Source organism: Streptomyces sp. enrichment culture (genome assembly GCF_964272855.1).
GTDB lineage: Bacteria > Actinomycetota > Actinomycetes > Streptomycetales > Streptomycetaceae > Streptomyces.
The window spans coordinates 7,540,829-7,557,012 of record NZ_OZ186847.1 but is presented as its reverse complement, the minus strand read 5'-3'; the positions used below and the strand labels follow the sequence as shown (position 1 = coordinate 7,557,012).

Below are 16,184 nucleotides of genomic sequence, written 5' to 3'. Positions count from 1 at the left end.
GGCGCCCTGGCCGCCGTCGCGGTCATTACGCGATTGTCCGCGACAGGCTGCCGGTCACAGGAGTGATGCGACAGCTGAAGCCATGCTTGGCTCCCCACTCAGGGACTGCTCGGCCCAGACGGTCTTGCCGACGAGGGAGTGCCGGGTGCCCCAGCGGCGGGCGAGCTGGCCGACCAGCAACAGGCCGCGACCTCCTTCGTCGAAGATCCGGGCACGCCGCATGTGCGGGGTGGTGCTGCTCAAGTCGGAGACTTCGCAGATCAGGGTGTTGTTCTCGTGGATCAGCCGGAGCTGGACGGGTGGGCGGCCGTAGCGGATGGCATTGGTGACGAGTTCGCTGACCATCAGTTCGGCGACGAAGACGGCGTCGCCGAGTCCCCAGTCCGCCAGCTTGTCGGTGGCCAGCCGGCGGGCCCGGGCGACATCGGCGGGGTCGCAGGCCAGGTCCCAGGCGGCGACCCGGTCGGGGGCAAGGGCCCGGGTGCGGGCGATGAGCAGGGCGACGTCGTCGTCCGGGCGGTGGGCCAGCAGGGCCGCCAGTACCCGGTCACAGGCCGACTCCGGTGTCTGGGCGGGTTGGGCGATGGCGGCGAACATCTTGTCCAGGGCCTCGTCGATGTCGCGGTCGCGGACTTCGAGCAGACCGTCGGTGTACAGGGCGAGGAGGCTGCCTTCGGGCAGCTCTGTCTCGATGGTCTCGAACGGCAGGCCGCCCAGGCCCAGCGGCGGGCCGGCCGGCACGTCGAGGAGGTACACGGCGCCCCCCGGGGTGACCACGGCGGGTGGGGGGTGGCCGGCTCGGGCGAGGGTGCAGCGGCGGGAGACCGGGTCGTAGACGGCGTACAGGCAGGTGGTGCCGACACCCCCTGCGGTCTCGGCGGCGCCGCCCGTGACGGCCGCGTCGGAGGACAGGCGTATGACGAGATCGTCGAGGTGGGTGAGCAACTCGTCGGGCGGCAGGTCGACATCGGCGAGCGTACGCACCGCGGTGCGCAGCAGGCCCATGGTGGCCGAAGCCCGGATACCGTGTCCGACCACATCGCCCACCACGAGGGCCACCCGCGCGCCGGAGAGCGGGATCACGTCGAACCAGTCGCCGCCCACGCCGGCACGGCTGCCGGCCGGCAGGTAGCGGGAGGCGATCTCGAGGGCCGCCTGGTCGGGCAGTGTCTGCGGGAGCAGGCTGCGCTGCAGAGTCATGGTGGTGGTGTGCTCACGGACGTGCCGCCGGGCTCCGTGGATGCCGGCGGCCGCCCGGGCGGTGAGCTGCTCGGCGAGCCACAGGTCTTGCGGTGTGAAGGGCTCCGGGCTCCGGTGACGGCCGAAGAGGGCGACGCCGACCGTGTTGTCCGATGAGCGCATCGGCACCACCATCAGCGAGTGGGTCCCCACCTGCCGGATCCGGGTGGCCTGGGGGTCCTCGCCCGCCCACCGGGCGACGGCGAGGTCTGCCGTCGTGTACAGGGCGCCACGGCCCCGGGCCAGGCATCGGGCCACGGGTGACAGTGCCGGGTAGGCGGTCGTCTCGCCCGTCGCGACCACCGACTCGGGGCACCCGTCGAGAACCGACTGCACCGCGGTGCGGCGCAAGGTGACGCCCCCGGCCGGCGGGGCGGGAGGCATCTCGGCGCCGCTGCCGGGGCCATCGAACAGGTCGACGACGGTGAAGTCGGCGAGAGGGGGTACGGAGGCGTCGGCCAGTTCATGCGCGGTGCGGGCGATGTCCGAGGTGGTGCCGATGCGGGCGTCGGCTTCCTTCAGCAGGTCCGTGTGCTGCCGGGCGGGCAGCGCCTGTGCCCTGTGGTGCGCCGCCAGGCAAACGGAGCGCACCCGGCCGTCGGGGTCCTTCATCGGGGCCAGCGAGGTCAGCTGGGTCTGCTGCAGGCCTGACGCCGTAGCGGGGCGGACATCGGCCTGCAGGTACTGCGGCTCGCCGGTCTCGAAGGCCATACGCATCCTGCTGTGGGCCTCCTCGCTCGTGGGATGCGGTGCGATCTCCGGCAGGCACAGCCCGCGCATCTCGGTTTCCGTGAAGCCGAGAGCGCGTTCCATGGCGGCGTTCGCCCGCACCAGGCGCAGATCCGCGTCGAACAGCGCCAGACCACAGGGGGACTGGGTGAACATCCATTCCCCCGGCGTCTCTGCCGCAGGCCTGCTGGGACGGCCGGCCACAGCGCAGACCACGAGCCACTCGCCGGCCTGCCCGGCGTGCGTGCGCCGGTTCGCGAGCAGTCGCAGCCGGAGCCGGCTGCCGTTCTGGTGCCGCACCGCCACGCTGCCGCTCCACCTGTCCCGCCCGGGGACGCTCTCACCCAGGGCATCGGCGAGCAGGTGGGCGGCGGGGCGTCCCACGACCTGCGGAGGCTCGTAGCCGACCAGCCGCCGCGCCCCCTCGCTCCACCCCGTCACGATGCCCTGTGCACTGACGGTGGCCGCGGCCGTGTACGGCGGCTCGCCGGAGTCGTCCGCCCTGTCGTGCCACTCACCAGGAGGTGTGGGAAGTCGCTGCATCGCCGCTCATCTCGCCCTCGCTAATTCCTTCCCCTGCAGTCCCGCAGGAACCTGCACGGCCAGGGCCCTACTGACAAGCATGATCCTGCGAGGCGCGCAGCACCAACACAACGGCGTCACCAGGGGTCCGAGCCAGTCCCTGTGAGAAGTCCGCGATATCCAGAAATGTCCGGATACTGTGACAGGTTTACCCCGGCCGTTGACGACGCCATTGCCGGCCCCCACGCTGGTGGTAGGCAGTCCGTCCACCCAAGGGAGATCATCGTGAAGACGACCGTCTGGCGGTGCCTGCGACATATCGCCGGTGCGTCCTGCGCCGCGGCGCTGCTCGCCGGAACGGTGGGCGTGGCGAGCGCCGAGGCAGCGCCGCGAACGACGAAGGGCGCTGTGGAATCGCCCAGGGCGACACCGCACGACCCCTGTACGGGCAACCACATCGAGGGCGGCTCGCTGGTCTGGGACCCGCCGGGCTGCACCCCGCCCTGACGTCAGGTGAGGCAACCACCACCGACGCCGCGTAGTCACCAGGCCTGCTGCGGCGGACAGCGGCTGGGCGGGGTGGTCCCGCCCGGGACGGCGGTGGTGCCGGTCCCGCCGGAATCGGCCGGGCACAGTGCTGACGCGTCAGACGTATTCCGGAACGGGATCACCGACACCGAGTCCGCGACGAAGTTGGACACGAGGAGCTGGCGCCTGTCCTGGTTGGGCGACACCGCCACCTCCAGCGGGCCGCGGCCGACGGGGATCGTGCGGTCCACCTTGTCCGTCGCCGTGTCGATCACCGACACCGAGCCTTCGTAGTTGTTGGCCACGTAGACCCAGCGCCTGTCCGGCGACACCGCCACGCCCCACGGGCCGCCGCCCACGCGGATGGTGCGGTCCACTTTGTCCGTCGCCGTGTCGATGACCGACACCGAATCCGAATATCTGTTGGTCACATAGACCCGGCGCCCGTCCGAGGAAACCGCCACCCCCAGCGGGGCCTTGCCGACGGAGATGGTGTCGTTCACCTTGTTCGTCTTGGTGTCGATCACCGACACCGAGTCCGAGCCGTAATTGGTCACGTAGACCCGGCGTCCGTCCGGGGCCACCGCCACCCCTTGCGGGTCTTTGCCGACCGAGATGGTGCGGTCCACCTTGTCCGTCGCGGTGTCGATCACCGACACCGAGCCCGGCACCGAGCCCGAACGGCTCAGGGTCACGTACACCCAGCGCCCGTCCCGGGACACCGTCACGCCCACCGGGGTGGAGCCGACGGTGATGGTACGGTCCACGCGGTTGGTGAGGGTGTCGATCACCGAGACCGAGTCCGAGCCGTAATTGGTCACATAGACCCGGCGCCTATCCGGGGACACCGCCACATCCCGCGGGTTCTTGCCGACCCGGATGGGTTTGTCCTCGGTGCGGTTGGTGAGGGTGTCGATCACCGACACCGAACCCGAGCCGAAATTGGTCACGTAGCTCCGGCGTCCGTCCTGGGACATCGCCATCCCCTGCGGTGAGTCGCCGACCCGGATCGAGGGCGCCGGTTCAGGGTCCGAGGGGCCGGACTGCGCCAGGTAGACGCCGGCGCCCCCCACGGCCAGCACCACCGCCACCATCCCCGCAACGAGCCTGCCCCGTCGGCGCCCGGAACGCGACCGGGCCTCGTCACCATCGGGCGCCAGCGGCTGAACGGGCTGGGCCGCTTCGGCCGCTTCGGCCGCCTCGGCCGCCTCGGCCGTCGGTAGCGGCTGACGGGGCAGGTCGGCAGGTTCGACCGGCGGCAGCAGCTCGGTCGACGGCTCCGGCTCCCGGGGGCGCGGCGGCTTCTGGCCGGCCGGCTGCTCCGGCTCGGTCGGCGGCACGACCGGGGGGAGAGTCAAGGGCTGCGAAGCAGAAGGGCTGGGCTGGGCGGCGATGGAGGTGAGCCGCTCGGCGGCCTCGTCGCCGCCCATGCGCTGCGCGGGGTCCTTGGCCAGCAGCCCGAGGAAGACCGGGGCCAGCTCCACTGCCCGGCGCGGCGGGGCGGGAGACTCCGACAGGAGGGCGCTCAGCATGTCGCAGTCGGAGTCGCGGTCGAAGGGGCCGGTTCCCTCCAGCGCGAAATACAGGGTGCCGCCGAGTGAGAACAGGTCGGAGGCCGGGGTGGGCGTCTCCCCGCGCAGCCGTTCGGGAGCCATGAAGCGCACCGTCCCGATGATCTCCGCGGGGGCGGTCAGGCGCGCCTTGCCGGAGCTCGGCTCCAGCGCAATGCCGTAGTCGGTCAGCAGCACCCGGCCGTCCTCAGCAGCGTGGGAGGAAGCCGGGTCCGGGTCGGTCAGCAGGACGTTGGCCGGTTTGACGTCCCGGTGCAGGACGCCGAGCCGGTGGCCCTCCAGCAAGGCGTCCAGAATCGCGAGCCCGATCCGGGCGACGTCGGCGACAAGCAGCGGCCCTCGCTCGCGCACCACCGCCTCCAGGTCCATGGCGCCGGGAACGAACTCCATGACGATCCACGGCAGGCCGCCGGACTCCACGATGTCGTACACCGTGACGACATGGGGGTGATTGCGCAGCCGGGCGGCGTGCTGCGCTTCGCCGCGGGCCCTGGCGATCCGGGCGCCCACCTCACTCTCCGGGACGTGCGGCGGGAGGATGATCTCTTTCAGCGCGACCTCGCACGCCAGTTCCTGGTCGTAGGCCAGCCACACCCGTCCCATGCCACCAGCGCCGAGTCGACGCAGGAGCCGGTAGCGTCCGGCGATCACGCGCCCGGCGGCCTCGTACGCTCCCGTCATGGCGCTCCCTCTTCCGGGAACGCCCAGCAGGGTTCCCGGCGAGCGTGGAAGAACCCTTGTCCAGGGTATATCGCCACACAGTGGCAGGCTGCTCGGAGCGGGTGCAGCCCGCCCCGCGTATGTTCGGTGCGGTCAGCGCTCACCGATGCCTCGTGCGGCTCGGCAGGCCGCCACGGACGGCAAGCGGCCGCCCGGGCAGGCAGAGCCCAGGCGGCCGGTCCGGCCGTGATCACCGGCTTCCGATGGCCGGCAGTCCGCCTCCTTCACCAGCAGAAGGGGAAGGCGCTCTCCCCGTTCTCCGTGAACCACGCGGACCAGTAGCCGTCGAGGAACTGCCGCTTCCAGGTGTCGATCTCCGCTTCCGGGACGTCGCACTTCTCGGCGACCTCGGCGCTCGTCGTGTGTCCGGACATCAGGGACATCACGATCCGTACCTTGTCCGCTCTCCCGAGCTTCGATCCTTCCGGCTTGTGCGGCAGCAGGTCCTCGAGCCGGAAACAACCGGGCTTGCCTGGCTCACCGGGCTTACCGGGCTCGCCGCCCTTACCGCCCTCCCCGCCCTTGCCGCCCTCGCCGCAGTCCGAACGGTGACCGAGGGGATGACCGGCATCAGTGGAGTGAGTGGAGCCTGTCGGGGCACTCTGCGCCGCCTGGGCGGCGTACACGGTGCCGGTGGCGAGAGCCGCTGAGGCCATCGCCAGGATGAGTGGACGCTGCCAGATACTTCTGGGCATGAGGTTTCTCCGTTTCCAAGTCAAGGGATCAGCCACGGCGCCGGCCCCGGACGCCGGGGCCGGTCGCAGTGGCCTATGAGGGGCGGGGTGAAGGTCTCGCCGGACCTCCACCCCGTCCAGGTGGGGCTGCCGTGGCCCGCGCCGATCAGAAGACGCTGGAGCCGCCCGCGCCGCCGGCGCCGCCGTTGCCGAAGACGCTGGAGCCACCGGCACCACCGGCACCGCCATCACCGAAGACGGTGTTGCCACCGTTGCCGCCACCGCCGCCGTTGCCGAAGACGCTGGAGCCACCGGCACCACCGCCGCCGCCATTACCGAAGACGCTGGAGCCACCGCCGCCGCCACCGCCGCCACCACCGAAGACGCTGGAGCCGCCCGCGCCGCCGGCGCCGCCGTTGCCGAAGACGCTGCCGCCACCGGCACCGCCCGAGCCGCCGCCACCGAAAACGCTGGAGCCGCCCGCGCCGCCGGCGCCGCCGTTGCCGAAGACGCTGGAGCCGCCCGCCCCCCCGGCCCCGCCACCGGTGACGACGCTCGCCGCGGAGTGGCTCGGGGCCGCCGTCGCGGCGGACGCAGGAAGGACGACGCCTCCGGTGACGACAGCGGCCGACGCGAAGACCATCGCGAAGCGGTAGCCCCACCGCTTGGGCCTGGCGTCCTTGTGGGTGCCGGCGTGGGCGCTGTGAACCTTGCGAGTCATGGGATTTCTCCTTTGTGAAAACATTTTTCCTGATCCTAAGAGGAAACCCTGGTCGAGGATTCCTCCGCACCGCACGGTCCTCATTTCCTTTCCGGTGAGAACCACACTTCAATTAGGCCCGAGACGACGCAGCGCGTCATGCTCCGAGGACTCGGGACTTGACCGGGCCGAAGACGCCGGGTAAAAGCCCATAAGACGGTGTCCTATGTGGTGAGGCAGACGAGTCGCTTGTAGCAGCACAGGGCGGCGGCGAGACCGAGAAAGGCCAAGTAGTTGCGGGGATTTCGTTCGCAGCGGGGGCTGAGCCGACGGTAGCCGGACAGCCAGGACATGGTCCGCTCGATGACCCACCGGCGACGGCCCAATCGTTCGCTGGACTCGATGCCTTTGCGGGCGATGCGCAGCCGATGCGCTTGCCGCGTAACCATTTCCGCAGCTGAGGCACGTCGTATGCCTTGTCTGCATGGAGCCGTTGGGGCTTGAGGTGACGGCCGCGGTGGGGGTCGTGTCTCGTTTGGTGACCGGCCACCATCGGCTTCAGTCCTTCGCTGTCGTGGACGTTCGCGGCGGAGACGCCGACGACCAGGGGCAGTCCGTTCGCGTCCGACAGGACGTGCATCTTGGAACCCGGTTTGCCCCGGTCCACGGGGCTCGGACCTGTGTGTTCGCCCCCTTTTCAGCCCGGACGTGGGCGGTGTCGAGGACTACGCGGGTGACGTCGATGAGGCCAGCGTCGTCAAGTTGGTGCAGCACGGCCTCGTGCAGCCGGCCCCAGACACCGGCTCTGGACCAGATGAGGAACCGGCGGTGGGCGGTCGACTTCGATATCCCGAAGCACGGCGGCAGAGCCCGCCAGGCGCAGCCGGACACCAGCACGTAGATGATCGCCGCGAACAGGGTTTCATCAGGCGTGTCCTGCGTTCCGCCGCCCATGTGGCCGCACCTTCGACGGTGGGATCAGCGGCTTCGCGATCTCCCACAGCCCGTCCGGAACAATCCGAATCCACGTACCCCGCCCCATGCCGAGTTCAACGACGCCTCACCACACAGGACACCGTCAATCCCCCAGGGCGGCCACGGCCGGTCTCGGTGTCGAAAGTTCACAGCAAGGTCCAGTTCTGCAGCCGGACATGCCGCTGGCCTGGCCGGGCGTTGCCGCCCGGCCAGGCCGTGAAATCGATGCCGTCTACAGAAGTCAGGTCAGCGAATTGCCGCTCCCATTACCGTTGCCGTTACCATTGACCGTATTATTGTTCCCGATGACGATGATGGTGACGGGGCCGTTCTTGTTTCCGCCGTAGCGGCTTTTCTTGTGCTTGCTGTCCTTGCCGTACTTCTTGTCCTTGTCGTTGCCGTATTTCTTGTGATCACCGTGACCGGCTGTCGTCATGGCCACCGTGCCGGTATGCGGCGCCGGGGCTGCGAACGCACTGGTGGGCACCAGCACACCTGCTGCGGTCAGGACGGTCGAGGCGGCAGCCATCACGAGACGCTGCGTCGAAAAGGTACGGGGCATGGGAATTCTCCTCCAGCGAGAAACATCGGGGGCTTGTGAGACGGCTCTGCCGGGTCGCACCAGGTCATTCCGCACCGTGCGGGCCGACCAGCTGCTCCGCGCAAGCCCATGCCTCAAGTAAGCCCTGGCAGACGCATCGCGTCACGCCCCTGGAACCCGGGACTTGACAAACTCACAGCGACCACTCCGCGTGAGGTCGTCGCAGGCCAGGGGCGTGTCGTTTGGATCAGGCCGACTGTGAGGGACGGTGCGTCCTGGCCGAGCCGAGCGGGGTCTGGTGCGGGCGGCTGCAAGGCGGAGGAAGGGGTCGACGCGGAGCGTCCGGGACCGACATGACCGCTCTGCGCCGGCCGGTCATGCCGACCTTCCACGCCGCCTTCAGCCTGGGCGGCATGCTCGGCGCGGGACTGGGCGCGCCGCGGCTGCTCGCCGCCTTCCCGGACATGCCCGTCATCGTGGCCTGGGACCTCAACGTCATCGAGCGCGGCCACCAGCCCCCACACAAGGTGTTCGGCGACTGGGAGTACGACTTCTACGACTCGTTCCAGGCCGCCGGCCTCATCGACGCCTTTCGCCACCTCCACCCCTACGAGGTCGCCCACTCCTCGTTCGGGCGCAGCGGCAACGGCTTCCGCTTCGACCACCTCTTCATCTCCACACCCCACGCCGAGCGCGTCCTGGCCTGCGACTACCACCAGGAAGCCCGCGAAGCGGGCTTGACCGACCACGCGGTCATGACGCTGCGCCTGGGCCTGCCGTCCACCCCGGGCGAACAGGGCGAAGCCCCAGCGACGGGGGCTGGCTGACAGCCGGCCGCCGCAACGGACATCGGCGTTTCGGCCAACCTCCCCCAGACCGCAGGCTCTTGCGCGGCAAGGGTCGATGCACTGCGCACCCTCGGAAAACCGCTGAATCACAGGGCGCGCAACGCGTCCGAAAGGAACAGGCGCTCGAAAGCGTGCGGCGTCGTTGAGCACGGCGACGCCACCGCCACGTCCACGAGAGGGGAACACATGGACGCCAGTCGAACCAGGCGGCGACAAGACCCACGAGGACCTGATCTCCCGTAAGCGCGGCCTGTACCGGGGCGTGTTCACTGCCGACGCCCCCTACGGAATCGCGCCGCCAGCCGGCAGCGTACCCGGCCCCCGAAGCGCCAAGCCGTCCGGCCACTAAACGGCGAGCAGAACCACTGGAGCTTCCTTCCCCCGCCCGCCAGCCCCTGACATCGAAGGCGAGACGACGCCCATGCCACCCAGCTCCACCGCGATCCGCAGGACCGTCGAGGCGTACCTCGGCCGGCACCCCGGCGAGCGTGACGCCCTGGCCGACCTCCTTGCCGCGCTGGACCGGCCCGTCGACGCGACCGCCCGGACGACGCTGCCCGGGCACGTCACGTGCAGCGCCGTCGTCATCGACCGGCAGGGCCGGGTCCTGCACATCCGACAGCCGTCTTTGCCCTCGCTGATGGGGGTATTCGCCCATCCCGACGATGAGAGCCTGCTGGCCGGCGGTGTGCTCGCACAGCACCACGCCGCCGGCGCCCGCACCTCCGTTGTCACCGCCACCTGGGCGCCGACGAGCCACCGAACTCGCCGGCGCCCTGGACGTCTTGGGCGCCGGGGCGCCGCGGCTGCTCGGCTACGCCGATGCCCTCAACCCCGCCTCGGCACCCGACGGCGCCGTGCGCCTCGTCGACGCGCCCCTCGAGGAAGCCGTCGGCCGCCTGGTCGCACACATCCGTGAGGTCCGGCCCGACATCGTGATCGGCCACGATGCCCTGGGCTAGCTCACGGGGCACCCGGATCACCGGCGTGCCCACCAGATCACCCTCCTCGCCGTCGAGGCCGCCGGCCTGTCGACCCTGTATCCCGACGCCGGGGAGCCCTGGCAGCCTGCCGCGCTGTACGCGGCCACGCACTCAGCATCCGGTGTGGGCCTTCTCGGCCCGCTACTCCAGAGCGTTGGGAAGACACTCCTCGCGGTGCCGGACGCGTACGTGACCACGACCGTCGACGTCTCACCGGGGGCCGCGGTGAAGCTGAAGGCCATCCTCGCGCACCGCAGCGAAGCCGCCCGCGAGCGGCCCCTGCCCGGCCTTCTCGCCCGCCTGCCCGAAGCAGAACGCGACGAGATCATCAGCACCGAACAGTTCACCCGGCTCACCCCCGGCCCCGCGCCGGGTGACCCTCACCGGCTCGGCGCCTGACTGGCCGCCGTCCACCAGGCCCGCGCGCGGCTCCGGATCCCCCGTGCCGCGTGGCAGCTCCTCACCGAACTGCTGGACGCCACCGACCTCACCACCTTGTAGCCTCCGGCCCATCTCGAAGCGAGGACTCGCATGAGCAACACATCACCCGCCCTCAGCACGCCCTCCGTGGCCGCTCAGCCCCTGCCGGCCACAAGAGCCGCATCGGATGCTCCAGCGCTGGTTCGAACGGGACACTGCCAGTGCGGCCGGATCACCTACCAGGTCACCGGAGTTCCGGATGATCCGCATTTGTGTTCATGTGTCTATGAGACTCGGATCTCCGGCGGGCCCGCGGTGCTGTGGGTGGGCTTCCCTCTGGACTCCCTGATCTGGACCGGGCCCAGGGGTGAGCCGAAGTGGTACGCGACCTACCCGGCCCTCCGACGAGGCTTCTGCCCCGACTGCGGAACACACCTCGTGTCCGTGGCCGACGGCTCCAGCACGGTCATGGTGACCGGGTTCAGCCTCACCGACCAGAACGGCATCGAACCCCTCGGTCACTCCCACCGCGAGAACGCCGCGCCCTGGATGCACATCACCCTCGCGCCCGGTCCGATCGTCCTGATGTCCGACCCGCGCGTGACGGCCATCCCCGTCGCCGACTGCGGCGAACCGCTCACCGACGTACGGGGAACCCTGCTGGTCGACGACCGCAGAGCCGACACGACCGGCTCGTACGCCCATCTGCGCCGCGGCGTCCTCGACCGGCTCGTACATGCCCAGTCACTCCTGCCCGACGGGCTGCGCCTGCTCTACATCGAGGGCTACCGCCCGCCCGACCTGCAGCGGCGCTACTTCGAGGAGTACGCGAACGAACTCCGCGCGGCCAACCCGGCCTGGCCCGACGACCAGGTCTACAAGGCCGCCAGCCGGTACGTGTCCCCGCCGGAGATCGCCCCGCACAGCACCGGCGCCGCCGTCGACCTCACCCTCGTGGACGCCAGCGGCACCGAGCTCGACATGGGCACGCGCGTGAACGCCAGCCCCGAAGAGAGCGACGGCGCCTGCTACACGGACGCCACCTCGATCAGCCACCAGGCCCGCACGCACCGGGCCCTGCTGGCCGCCGCCCTGTCCGCTGCCGGGTTGACTAACTACCGCACGGAGTGGTGGCACTGGAGCTACGGCGACCGGTACTGGGCCCTGATGACCAACCAGCCGACGGCACTGTACGGACCCCGCTCCCTTCGCTGTTCGCGGTAACCCACGGTCGTCGGAATGCAGGTCCGCAGAGGGCGAGCCACTGTCCAGCCACGACCGACGGGCGCTGGCCGCGTACGTAACTCTCGTAGTGGGTTCATCCGCACACCGCCTCGGGCACCCCGTCGCCGGACCAGGGTGGCGTGGGCCAGGTCGGGCGGTACGGGTCGTCGACGATCCACCCCCGCCACGCCGGGTCGCGGAGCTCTCCCGTGTTTTCGTCGACCACGCCCTCGGGCACCAGCCGCAGCCGCGCCCCGCCGGACCGGCGACGCTCGACGGTGCGCTGTGCGCGTGCGGTGAGCCACTCTCGGTAGTACCGCCGCTGATCGCCGTGCCGCTGGCGGCGCCGCTTCCCCAGGCCGGCGGTGCCTCGGGCGAGGGCGACTTGCTGAAGCTGGTCGGGGTCGGGGCGAAGGCCTCCATCACCGGCCAGGTGGCGGGGCAGGTAGACCAGGCCGTCGGCTTCCTCGGCCAGCCCGTCCTCGACGAGCTTGTCCACGCGGCGGCGGACCGTGGTGCGATGCAAGCCGGTAACCGCGGCCAGCTGCGCTACCTCGACACCGTCGAGCGGGTCGAGGGCGGCGAGAATCCGAGCACCGGACGTGCCGGTGGTGACAGGCATCCGTGCCCATCACGGCACCCGACGCGCGGGTGCTCACCTCCCGGCCCGTGTGCACTTCCGGGACACCCCCTGCCCCCCTCTCGCCCGGAACTGGACGGTGTCCCGGGCGCGCACAGGACTCCTCGGCTTCTTGTGGGATCCGCAGGGACCAAGTCCGTCGGACTGCAGGGAAGTTTTCAGTAGCGCACGATTGATCTCAGTGAGTCCTTCAGTGTCCACGCCGGCCCGGCCCCCGGCCGGATGACCAGCCTGCCCCGCGTCGAGCTCTCGCCGCTCGAGGAGGTCCTCGCGCGGATGCTCGTGCAGCGCCTCCTCCGCGGACTCGGTGCCGGCTCGCGCGCGCCCCGCCGACGGGCACTGCGCACGCTCGTGCTCATCGGAATCCTCCGGCTCGGGCGACACCGAGCCGATGGCCGGGGACAAGGCGGGCGCCTGGCCGTCCTGCGCCTGCTCGAGCACGACCACCCCCGGCGCGGCGGGCGCAGTATGCTTGTGCAGTTCGTTCCGTTCCGATCGGTGCGGCTCTGCTGCTGGGCGGACGGCGTATCCCAGACGGCTGCGGCGCAACGGCCGCAGCTCCTCGCGCGTGGCCTTCGGCCGCCAGCGCCAGCCGTAGGCGTCTCGCAACTCCCGGCGGTAGTCCAGCTTCTCCTGGTACAGCGCCACCTCGTACGAGGAGATCGTGCTCGGCCACAGTTTCCTGCTGCGCCACATCAGCCAGGTCGACCAGGGGGCGAGAAGCCACCGGCCCAGCGAGAGCGCATGTTCCTCCCGCCCCTCCTCCCGCGCCGTCGCGACGGCGATCGCATGCCGGACCGCCTCGGTGATCGCGATGAACAGCAAGGGAATCGCCGCATGCATAAAAGATGCAAGTATGTCCGGGTAAGAGGAGAAAGCGTTGAATGCCACCGTTGCCACGGTAAGCAGCCAGGCGATGTGCCGCAGGAGCGGATACCGCAAGTCGACCCAGGTCAGGGCAAGGTCGAGGGCGAGCATCGCGATGATGCCAATATCGGCCCCAAGGGGAAAACAGCGGCAAGCCACCCGAACCCCTTCTCCTCGGCGAGGTCACGTACGGCCGTGTAGGAGCCGACGAAGCCGGTCAGGGCGATCAGCAGGGACCCGAACCCGATGATCCCGAAGGTGATGCGGCGGCCACGGGTCCACACGACTCGGCGGCGGCCGCCGCCGACCGCCCCCGCCCTCCCGAGATCGGCGGTGATCGTCATGGACCCATGCCCCCTTCGTCGTGCCCGTGCGCTCGGCGCTGTCGCCTATAGAGGTGCGGTCAGCAGCCGCCGTGTGACATTCGCCCCTCCGCGGTTCGGTGACCGCGCCTCTGAATCTGAACGGTAGGAGCGACGGCCCGGCGCATCCACCGCGATCAGGGCCCTAGCCCGCGCCGTCACCTGGTCGTTGCTTTCGACCTGGTCACCGATACCCCAACGAACCGTGGGGACGACTCGCATAGGCTCCAAGATCCCGACATATGCCGGGGCAGAACGACACCGGGAGCCGCCGTGATGACCGTGCTGACCACGACCGTCGCCCTTCTCGCCGGCGCCCTGGCCGGCACCGCCACCCGCCCGCTGCTGTTCACCAGGACCGTGCCCGCTGGCGTACCGCTCCGGCACTCCTGCCCCTCGTGTGGCACCCAGCCCAAGCGGCCATCCAGCTCCTCGCACCACCCCGAGGCCGCTGCGCCTCATGCCGCACGCCTTGGTCCCCGGCCCGCGGCCTCCCCGAGGCCATGACCGCGCTCGCCTTCGCCCTCGTCGCCGCCACCGGTCTGACGGGCTGGCTGGCCGCCGCGCACTACTGGGTCGCCGCCTGCGGCACCGCGCTCATCCTGATCGACGCAAAGGTGCACCGGCTGCCCAACGTCCTCACCGTTCCCGCCTTCGCCGGGACGATCACCCTGCTGGCAGCCGCAGCAGCGGCCGGAGAACACGGCAGCTTCGCCCGTTCCCTTGCCGCCGCGGCCGCACTCGGCTCCGCGTTCGCCCTCATGACCTTCGGCGGCATCGGACTCGGCGACGTGAAACTCGCCCCCACCCTCGGGGCCCTGCTCGGCTGGCACAACTGGACCACCGTGTTCCTCGGCACCTTCGCGATGTTCGCCCTCGGCGCCGTAGTGAACCTGCTCCAGGGGCGCACCCACGGTCGCATCGCCTTCGGCCCCTACATGATCATTGGTGCGCTCGGGGTGTCGGTCTGCGTGTCGTAGCCCTCTGGCGACGGCCGGAACGCCACCCGGCTCGTGCCCCTGCCTCGGGTCGGCGCCTCCGCACCGGTCCCGTAGCCAGCAGGACAGCCGATCGTTAACCCGACGGGGGCCACCCGACGGCGACCAGATGAGGCACCTGCATGAGCACCACCGAAGCGAAGACCAGGGCATGGTCTGCTGGCATGCCGCAGGACAAAATGGCCTGGTACGCCCAAGCTGCTGGCCCTACTCCTCGCCGCCGGCCTCCCCCTGGTCAGGGCCGGGCACCCCATGCGCATCCGCGAAGCGCACGGCTGGCGGATGACCCTGCACCAGGACGCCCGAACGATCGAAGTCCACATGCCAGATGAAGACGAACCCTGCTCACGCTGCCGGGCGACGTGCCACCGCGCTGGAACTACCTCGCGAACAAGGTGGGATGCGTCGTCTTGTACGTGTCCGATGATCTCGGGCTGCCGCTCAGCGGTGGCGAACAGGAACTTCAGCGTCAGCTAATGGCTGCGGCCGAACGAAGCCGGTTCGTGGCGGCCTCGATCGCCTACAGCGCCCTCTGACTGCGGCGCTCGTGACCGGGACGCTCAACTACGCGGGCGACGGCAGCGGAAACCCGGGCCCGTACGTCGCCGACCGGCCACACGCGTCATTCGGCTCGAGGATGAGTTCGCCGTGCTCGATCGGCACCAACCCCTGCCTCCCTACGGTCCATGGTGCACCGGGCCGTCGTCACCGGTCACCAGCGTCAGAACGCCGCTCGACGCGGCGACGAACGAGGCACCCAGCAGCGCGACCAATCGCTCCCGGTCCCGATCCGATACACGGACCTCCCCGCCGATGACGCCGACCGGCACCGCGTAACTACCGAGCTCCAGGTCACCGGCCTTGGCGACCAAGGCGATCCGGCCGCCGGGACCGCCGACCGGTTCCGTCCGTTCGGGCCGGGACCGCTCCCCGCCCGAACGGGCCGATGCCGCCCGACCGAGCCGGCGCCCGCCAGCCCGGATCAGGCCCCGGGCCAGGCCCCGGATCAGGCGGCCTGCCGGGACCTCGGGGCCGCTCCGGCCGGGCGGGCGGCCCGCGCCGCCCGGCCCCGCCGGGTCGGCCCCCACGGCTTGAGAACCGAGACCGCCGTCATGAAGACGTAGGCGGACAGCGAGACGACCGGGCCGAACAGCACATCGCCGGCGTCCGGCAGCGGTCGTCCCGCGGCGACCGCGGCGACCGCCTCGTTCACCCCCGGCCGCAGGGCGAACGCCGTGGCGGTGGTCGTGGCGAGCGTGAGCCAGAACTTGGTGTACACCCACCGGTGCCGCGCGAGCCCCCACGCGGTGCCCAGCGCCAGCACCAGCCCGCTGAGCAGGGTGAGGAACGCGGCCGGCAGCAGCAGCCAGTCGGCGAAGAGCTTCATGGCCCGTACGGAGGCCTCCACGGCCGCCGCGGAACCGGTGCCGGCCGCGGTGGTCCCGAGGGCGAGCAGCCCGAGCGTGAGCCCGAGCCAGCAGGCGGAGGCGGCCACATGGACGACGAGGAAGGCCCGGCGTGCGGGTCGGCTGAGTTTCACGCCCACCACGCTGCCCGGCCGCGGCGGCGAACGCGTCTGACGGCGGGAACAACCGCGGGTACTCGGCTGGGCGTACACGCCACCGCGAGGGCTGGCAGATCTT

Annotated in this window: 14 protein-coding genes and 3 pseudogenes; 6 read left to right on the top strand and 11 right to left on the bottom strand. The window is 70.7% G+C overall.

The genetic code is table 11. The features are described 5' to 3' along the window. Nucleotides 1-54: 54 nt before the first annotated feature. The gene (locus tag ACSU6L_RS33695) at nt 55-2,511 is read right to left on the bottom strand and encodes a SpoIIE family protein phosphatase (RefSeq protein WP_437063015.1); all 2,457 of its coding nucleotides are present in this window, start codon (nt 2,509-2,511) and stop codon (nt 55-57) included. A 264-nt stretch (nt 2,512-2,775) separates the two neighbouring features. Between ACSU6L_RS33695 and ACSU6L_RS33690 the strand changes: the two genes are divergently transcribed. Further along, on the top strand, nt 2,776-2,997 hold the full coding sequence (locus ACSU6L_RS33690) for a hypothetical protein (protein ID WP_437063013.1): 222 nt from the start codon (nt 2,776-2,778) through the stop codon (nt 2,995-2,997). A 35-nt stretch (nt 2,998-3,032) separates the two neighbouring features. Here ACSU6L_RS33690 and ACSU6L_RS33685 read toward each other — a convergent pair whose 3' ends face one another. From ACSU6L_RS33685 to ACSU6L_RS33660, 6 genes and pseudogenes are all read right to left on the bottom strand, one after another. Beyond that, entirely contained in the window at nt 3,033-5,270 is a 2,238-nt protein-coding gene (locus tag ACSU6L_RS33685; protein ID WP_437063011.1) for a protein kinase domain-containing protein, read from the bottom strand. A 263-nt stretch (nt 5,271-5,533) separates the two neighbouring features. Then, nucleotides 5,534-6,004 carry a hypothetical protein gene (locus ACSU6L_RS33680; RefSeq protein ID WP_437063010.1) on the bottom strand — a complete coding sequence of 157 codons (471 nt, stop codon included), beginning with the start codon at nt 6,002-6,004 and terminating at the stop codon, nt 5,534-5,536. 145 nt (nt 6,005-6,149) lie between these two features. Beyond that, nucleotides 6,150-6,704 (bottom strand): hypothetical protein, encoded by a 555-nt coding sequence (locus ACSU6L_RS33675; RefSeq protein ID WP_437063009.1) that lies wholly within the window; start codon nt 6,702-6,704, stop codon nt 6,150-6,152. A 203-nt stretch (nt 6,705-6,907) separates the two neighbouring features. Then, a pseudogene (locus ACSU6L_RS33670) lies at nt 6,908-7,323 on the bottom strand (transposase). Continuing rightward, nucleotides 7,242-7,637, bottom strand: a complete 396-nt coding sequence (locus ACSU6L_RS33665) for a transposase (protein ID WP_437063007.1) — start codon at nt 7,635-7,637, stop codon at nt 7,242-7,244. The pseudogene ACSU6L_RS33670 and the gene ACSU6L_RS33665 overlap by 82 nt, the downstream one beginning before the upstream one ends. Before the next feature lie 262 nt (nt 7,638-7,899). After that, nucleotides 7,900-8,220: a hypothetical protein gene (locus ACSU6L_RS33660; RefSeq protein WP_143204302.1), complete on the bottom strand. Its 321-nt coding sequence runs from the start codon at nt 8,218-8,220 to the stop codon at nt 7,900-7,902. Nucleotides 8,221-8,552: 332 nt separating this feature from the next. Here ACSU6L_RS33660 and ACSU6L_RS33655 point away from each other — a divergent pair, with 332 nt between their 5' ends. The 3 genes and pseudogenes from ACSU6L_RS33655 to ACSU6L_RS33645 all read left to right on the top strand — a co-directional run bounded on the left by ACSU6L_RS33655 (nt 8,553) and on the right by ACSU6L_RS33645 (nt 11,674). Next, nucleotides 8,553-9,026, top strand: a complete 474-nt coding sequence (locus tag ACSU6L_RS33655; RefSeq protein ID WP_437065248.1) for a hypothetical protein — start codon at nt 8,553-8,555, stop codon at nt 9,024-9,026. 661 nt (nt 9,027-9,687) lie between these two features. Further along, nucleotides 9,688-10,429, top strand: a pseudogene (locus tag ACSU6L_RS33650) (PIG-L deacetylase family protein). Nucleotides 10,430-10,561: 132 nt separating this feature from the next. Next, the gene (locus ACSU6L_RS33645) at nt 10,562-11,674 is read left to right on the top strand and encodes a M15 family metallopeptidase (protein ID WP_437063005.1); all 1,113 of its coding nucleotides are present in this window, start codon (nt 10,562-10,564) and stop codon (nt 11,672-11,674) included. A gap of 94 nt (nt 11,675-11,768) precedes the next feature. Here the strand turns inward: ACSU6L_RS33645 and ACSU6L_RS33640 are convergent, their stop codons facing one another. Together ACSU6L_RS33640 and ACSU6L_RS33635 are read right to left on the bottom strand one after the other, a co-directional pair. After that, nucleotides 11,769-12,296 (bottom strand): helix-turn-helix domain-containing protein, encoded by a 528-nt coding sequence (locus ACSU6L_RS33640; protein ID WP_437063003.1) that lies wholly within the window; start codon nt 12,294-12,296, stop codon nt 11,769-11,771. A gap of 33 nt (nt 12,297-12,329) precedes the next feature. Then, a pseudogene (locus ACSU6L_RS33635) lies at nt 12,330-13,525 on the bottom strand (DUF2637 domain-containing protein). Nucleotides 13,526-14,046: 521 nt separating this feature from the next. On the opposite strand from ACSU6L_RS33635, the gene ACSU6L_RS33630 reads away from it, so the two are divergent. Beyond that, on the top strand, nt 14,047-14,523 hold the full coding sequence (locus tag ACSU6L_RS33630; RefSeq protein WP_437063001.1) for a prepilin peptidase: 477 nt from the start codon (nt 14,047-14,049) through the stop codon (nt 14,521-14,523). A gap of 380 nt (nt 14,524-14,903) precedes the next feature. Beyond that, nucleotides 14,904-15,077 (top strand): hypothetical protein, encoded by a 174-nt coding sequence (locus ACSU6L_RS33625; protein WP_437062999.1) that lies wholly within the window; start codon nt 14,904-14,906, stop codon nt 15,075-15,077. A gap of 141 nt (nt 15,078-15,218) precedes the next feature. On the opposite strand, the gene ACSU6L_RS33620 is transcribed toward ACSU6L_RS33625, so the two are convergent. Together ACSU6L_RS33620 and ACSU6L_RS33615 are read right to left on the bottom strand one after the other, a co-directional pair. Next, on the bottom strand, nt 15,219-15,413 hold the full coding sequence (locus ACSU6L_RS33620; protein ID WP_437062997.1) for a hypothetical protein: 195 nt from the start codon (nt 15,411-15,413) through the stop codon (nt 15,219-15,221). Between the two features lie 134 nt (nt 15,414-15,547). Then, nucleotides 15,548-16,081, bottom strand: coding sequence for a DUF2269 family protein (locus ACSU6L_RS33615; RefSeq protein WP_437062995.1), 534 nt, complete (start codon nt 16,079-16,081; stop codon nt 15,548-15,550). Nucleotides 16,082-16,184: the final 103 nt, after the last annotated feature.

Bases quoted from the DNA above. Each gene is read 5' to 3' on its own strand.
- ACSU6L_RS33695 (WP_437063015.1), bottom strand. From the start codon at position 2,511: ATGCAGCGACTTCCCACACCTCCTGGTGAGTGGCACGACAGGGCGGAC.
- ACSU6L_RS33685 (WP_437063011.1), bottom strand. From the start codon at position 5,270: ATGACGGGAGCGTACGAGGCCGCCGGGCGCGTGATCGCCGGACGCTAC.
- ACSU6L_RS33680 (WP_437063010.1), bottom strand. From the start codon at position 6,004: ATGCCCAGAAGTATCTGGCAGCGTCCACTCATCCTGGCGATGGCCTCA.
- ACSU6L_RS33675 (WP_437063009.1), bottom strand. From the start codon at position 6,704: ATGACTCGCAAGGTTCACAGCGCCCACGCCGGCACCCACAAGGACGCC.
- ACSU6L_RS33665 (WP_437063007.1), bottom strand. From the start codon at position 7,637: ATGGGCGGCGGAACGCAGGACACGCCTGATGAAACCCTGTTCGCGGCG.
- ACSU6L_RS33660 (WP_143204302.1), bottom strand. From the start codon at position 8,220: ATGCCCCGTACCTTTTCGACGCAGCGTCTCGTGATGGCTGCCGCCTCG.
- ACSU6L_RS33655 (WP_437065248.1), top strand. From the start codon at position 8,553: ATGACCGCTCTGCGCCGGCCGGTCATGCCGACCTTCCACGCCGCCTTC.
- ACSU6L_RS33645 (WP_437063005.1), top strand. From the start codon at position 10,562: ATGAGCAACACATCACCCGCCCTCAGCACGCCCTCCGTGGCCGCTCAG.
- ACSU6L_RS33640 (WP_437063003.1), bottom strand. From the start codon at position 12,296: ATGCCTGTCACCACCGGCACGTCCGGTGCTCGGATTCTCGCCGCCCTC.
- ACSU6L_RS33630 (WP_437063001.1), top strand. From the start codon at position 14,047: ATGACCGCGCTCGCCTTCGCCCTCGTCGCCGCCACCGGTCTGACGGGC.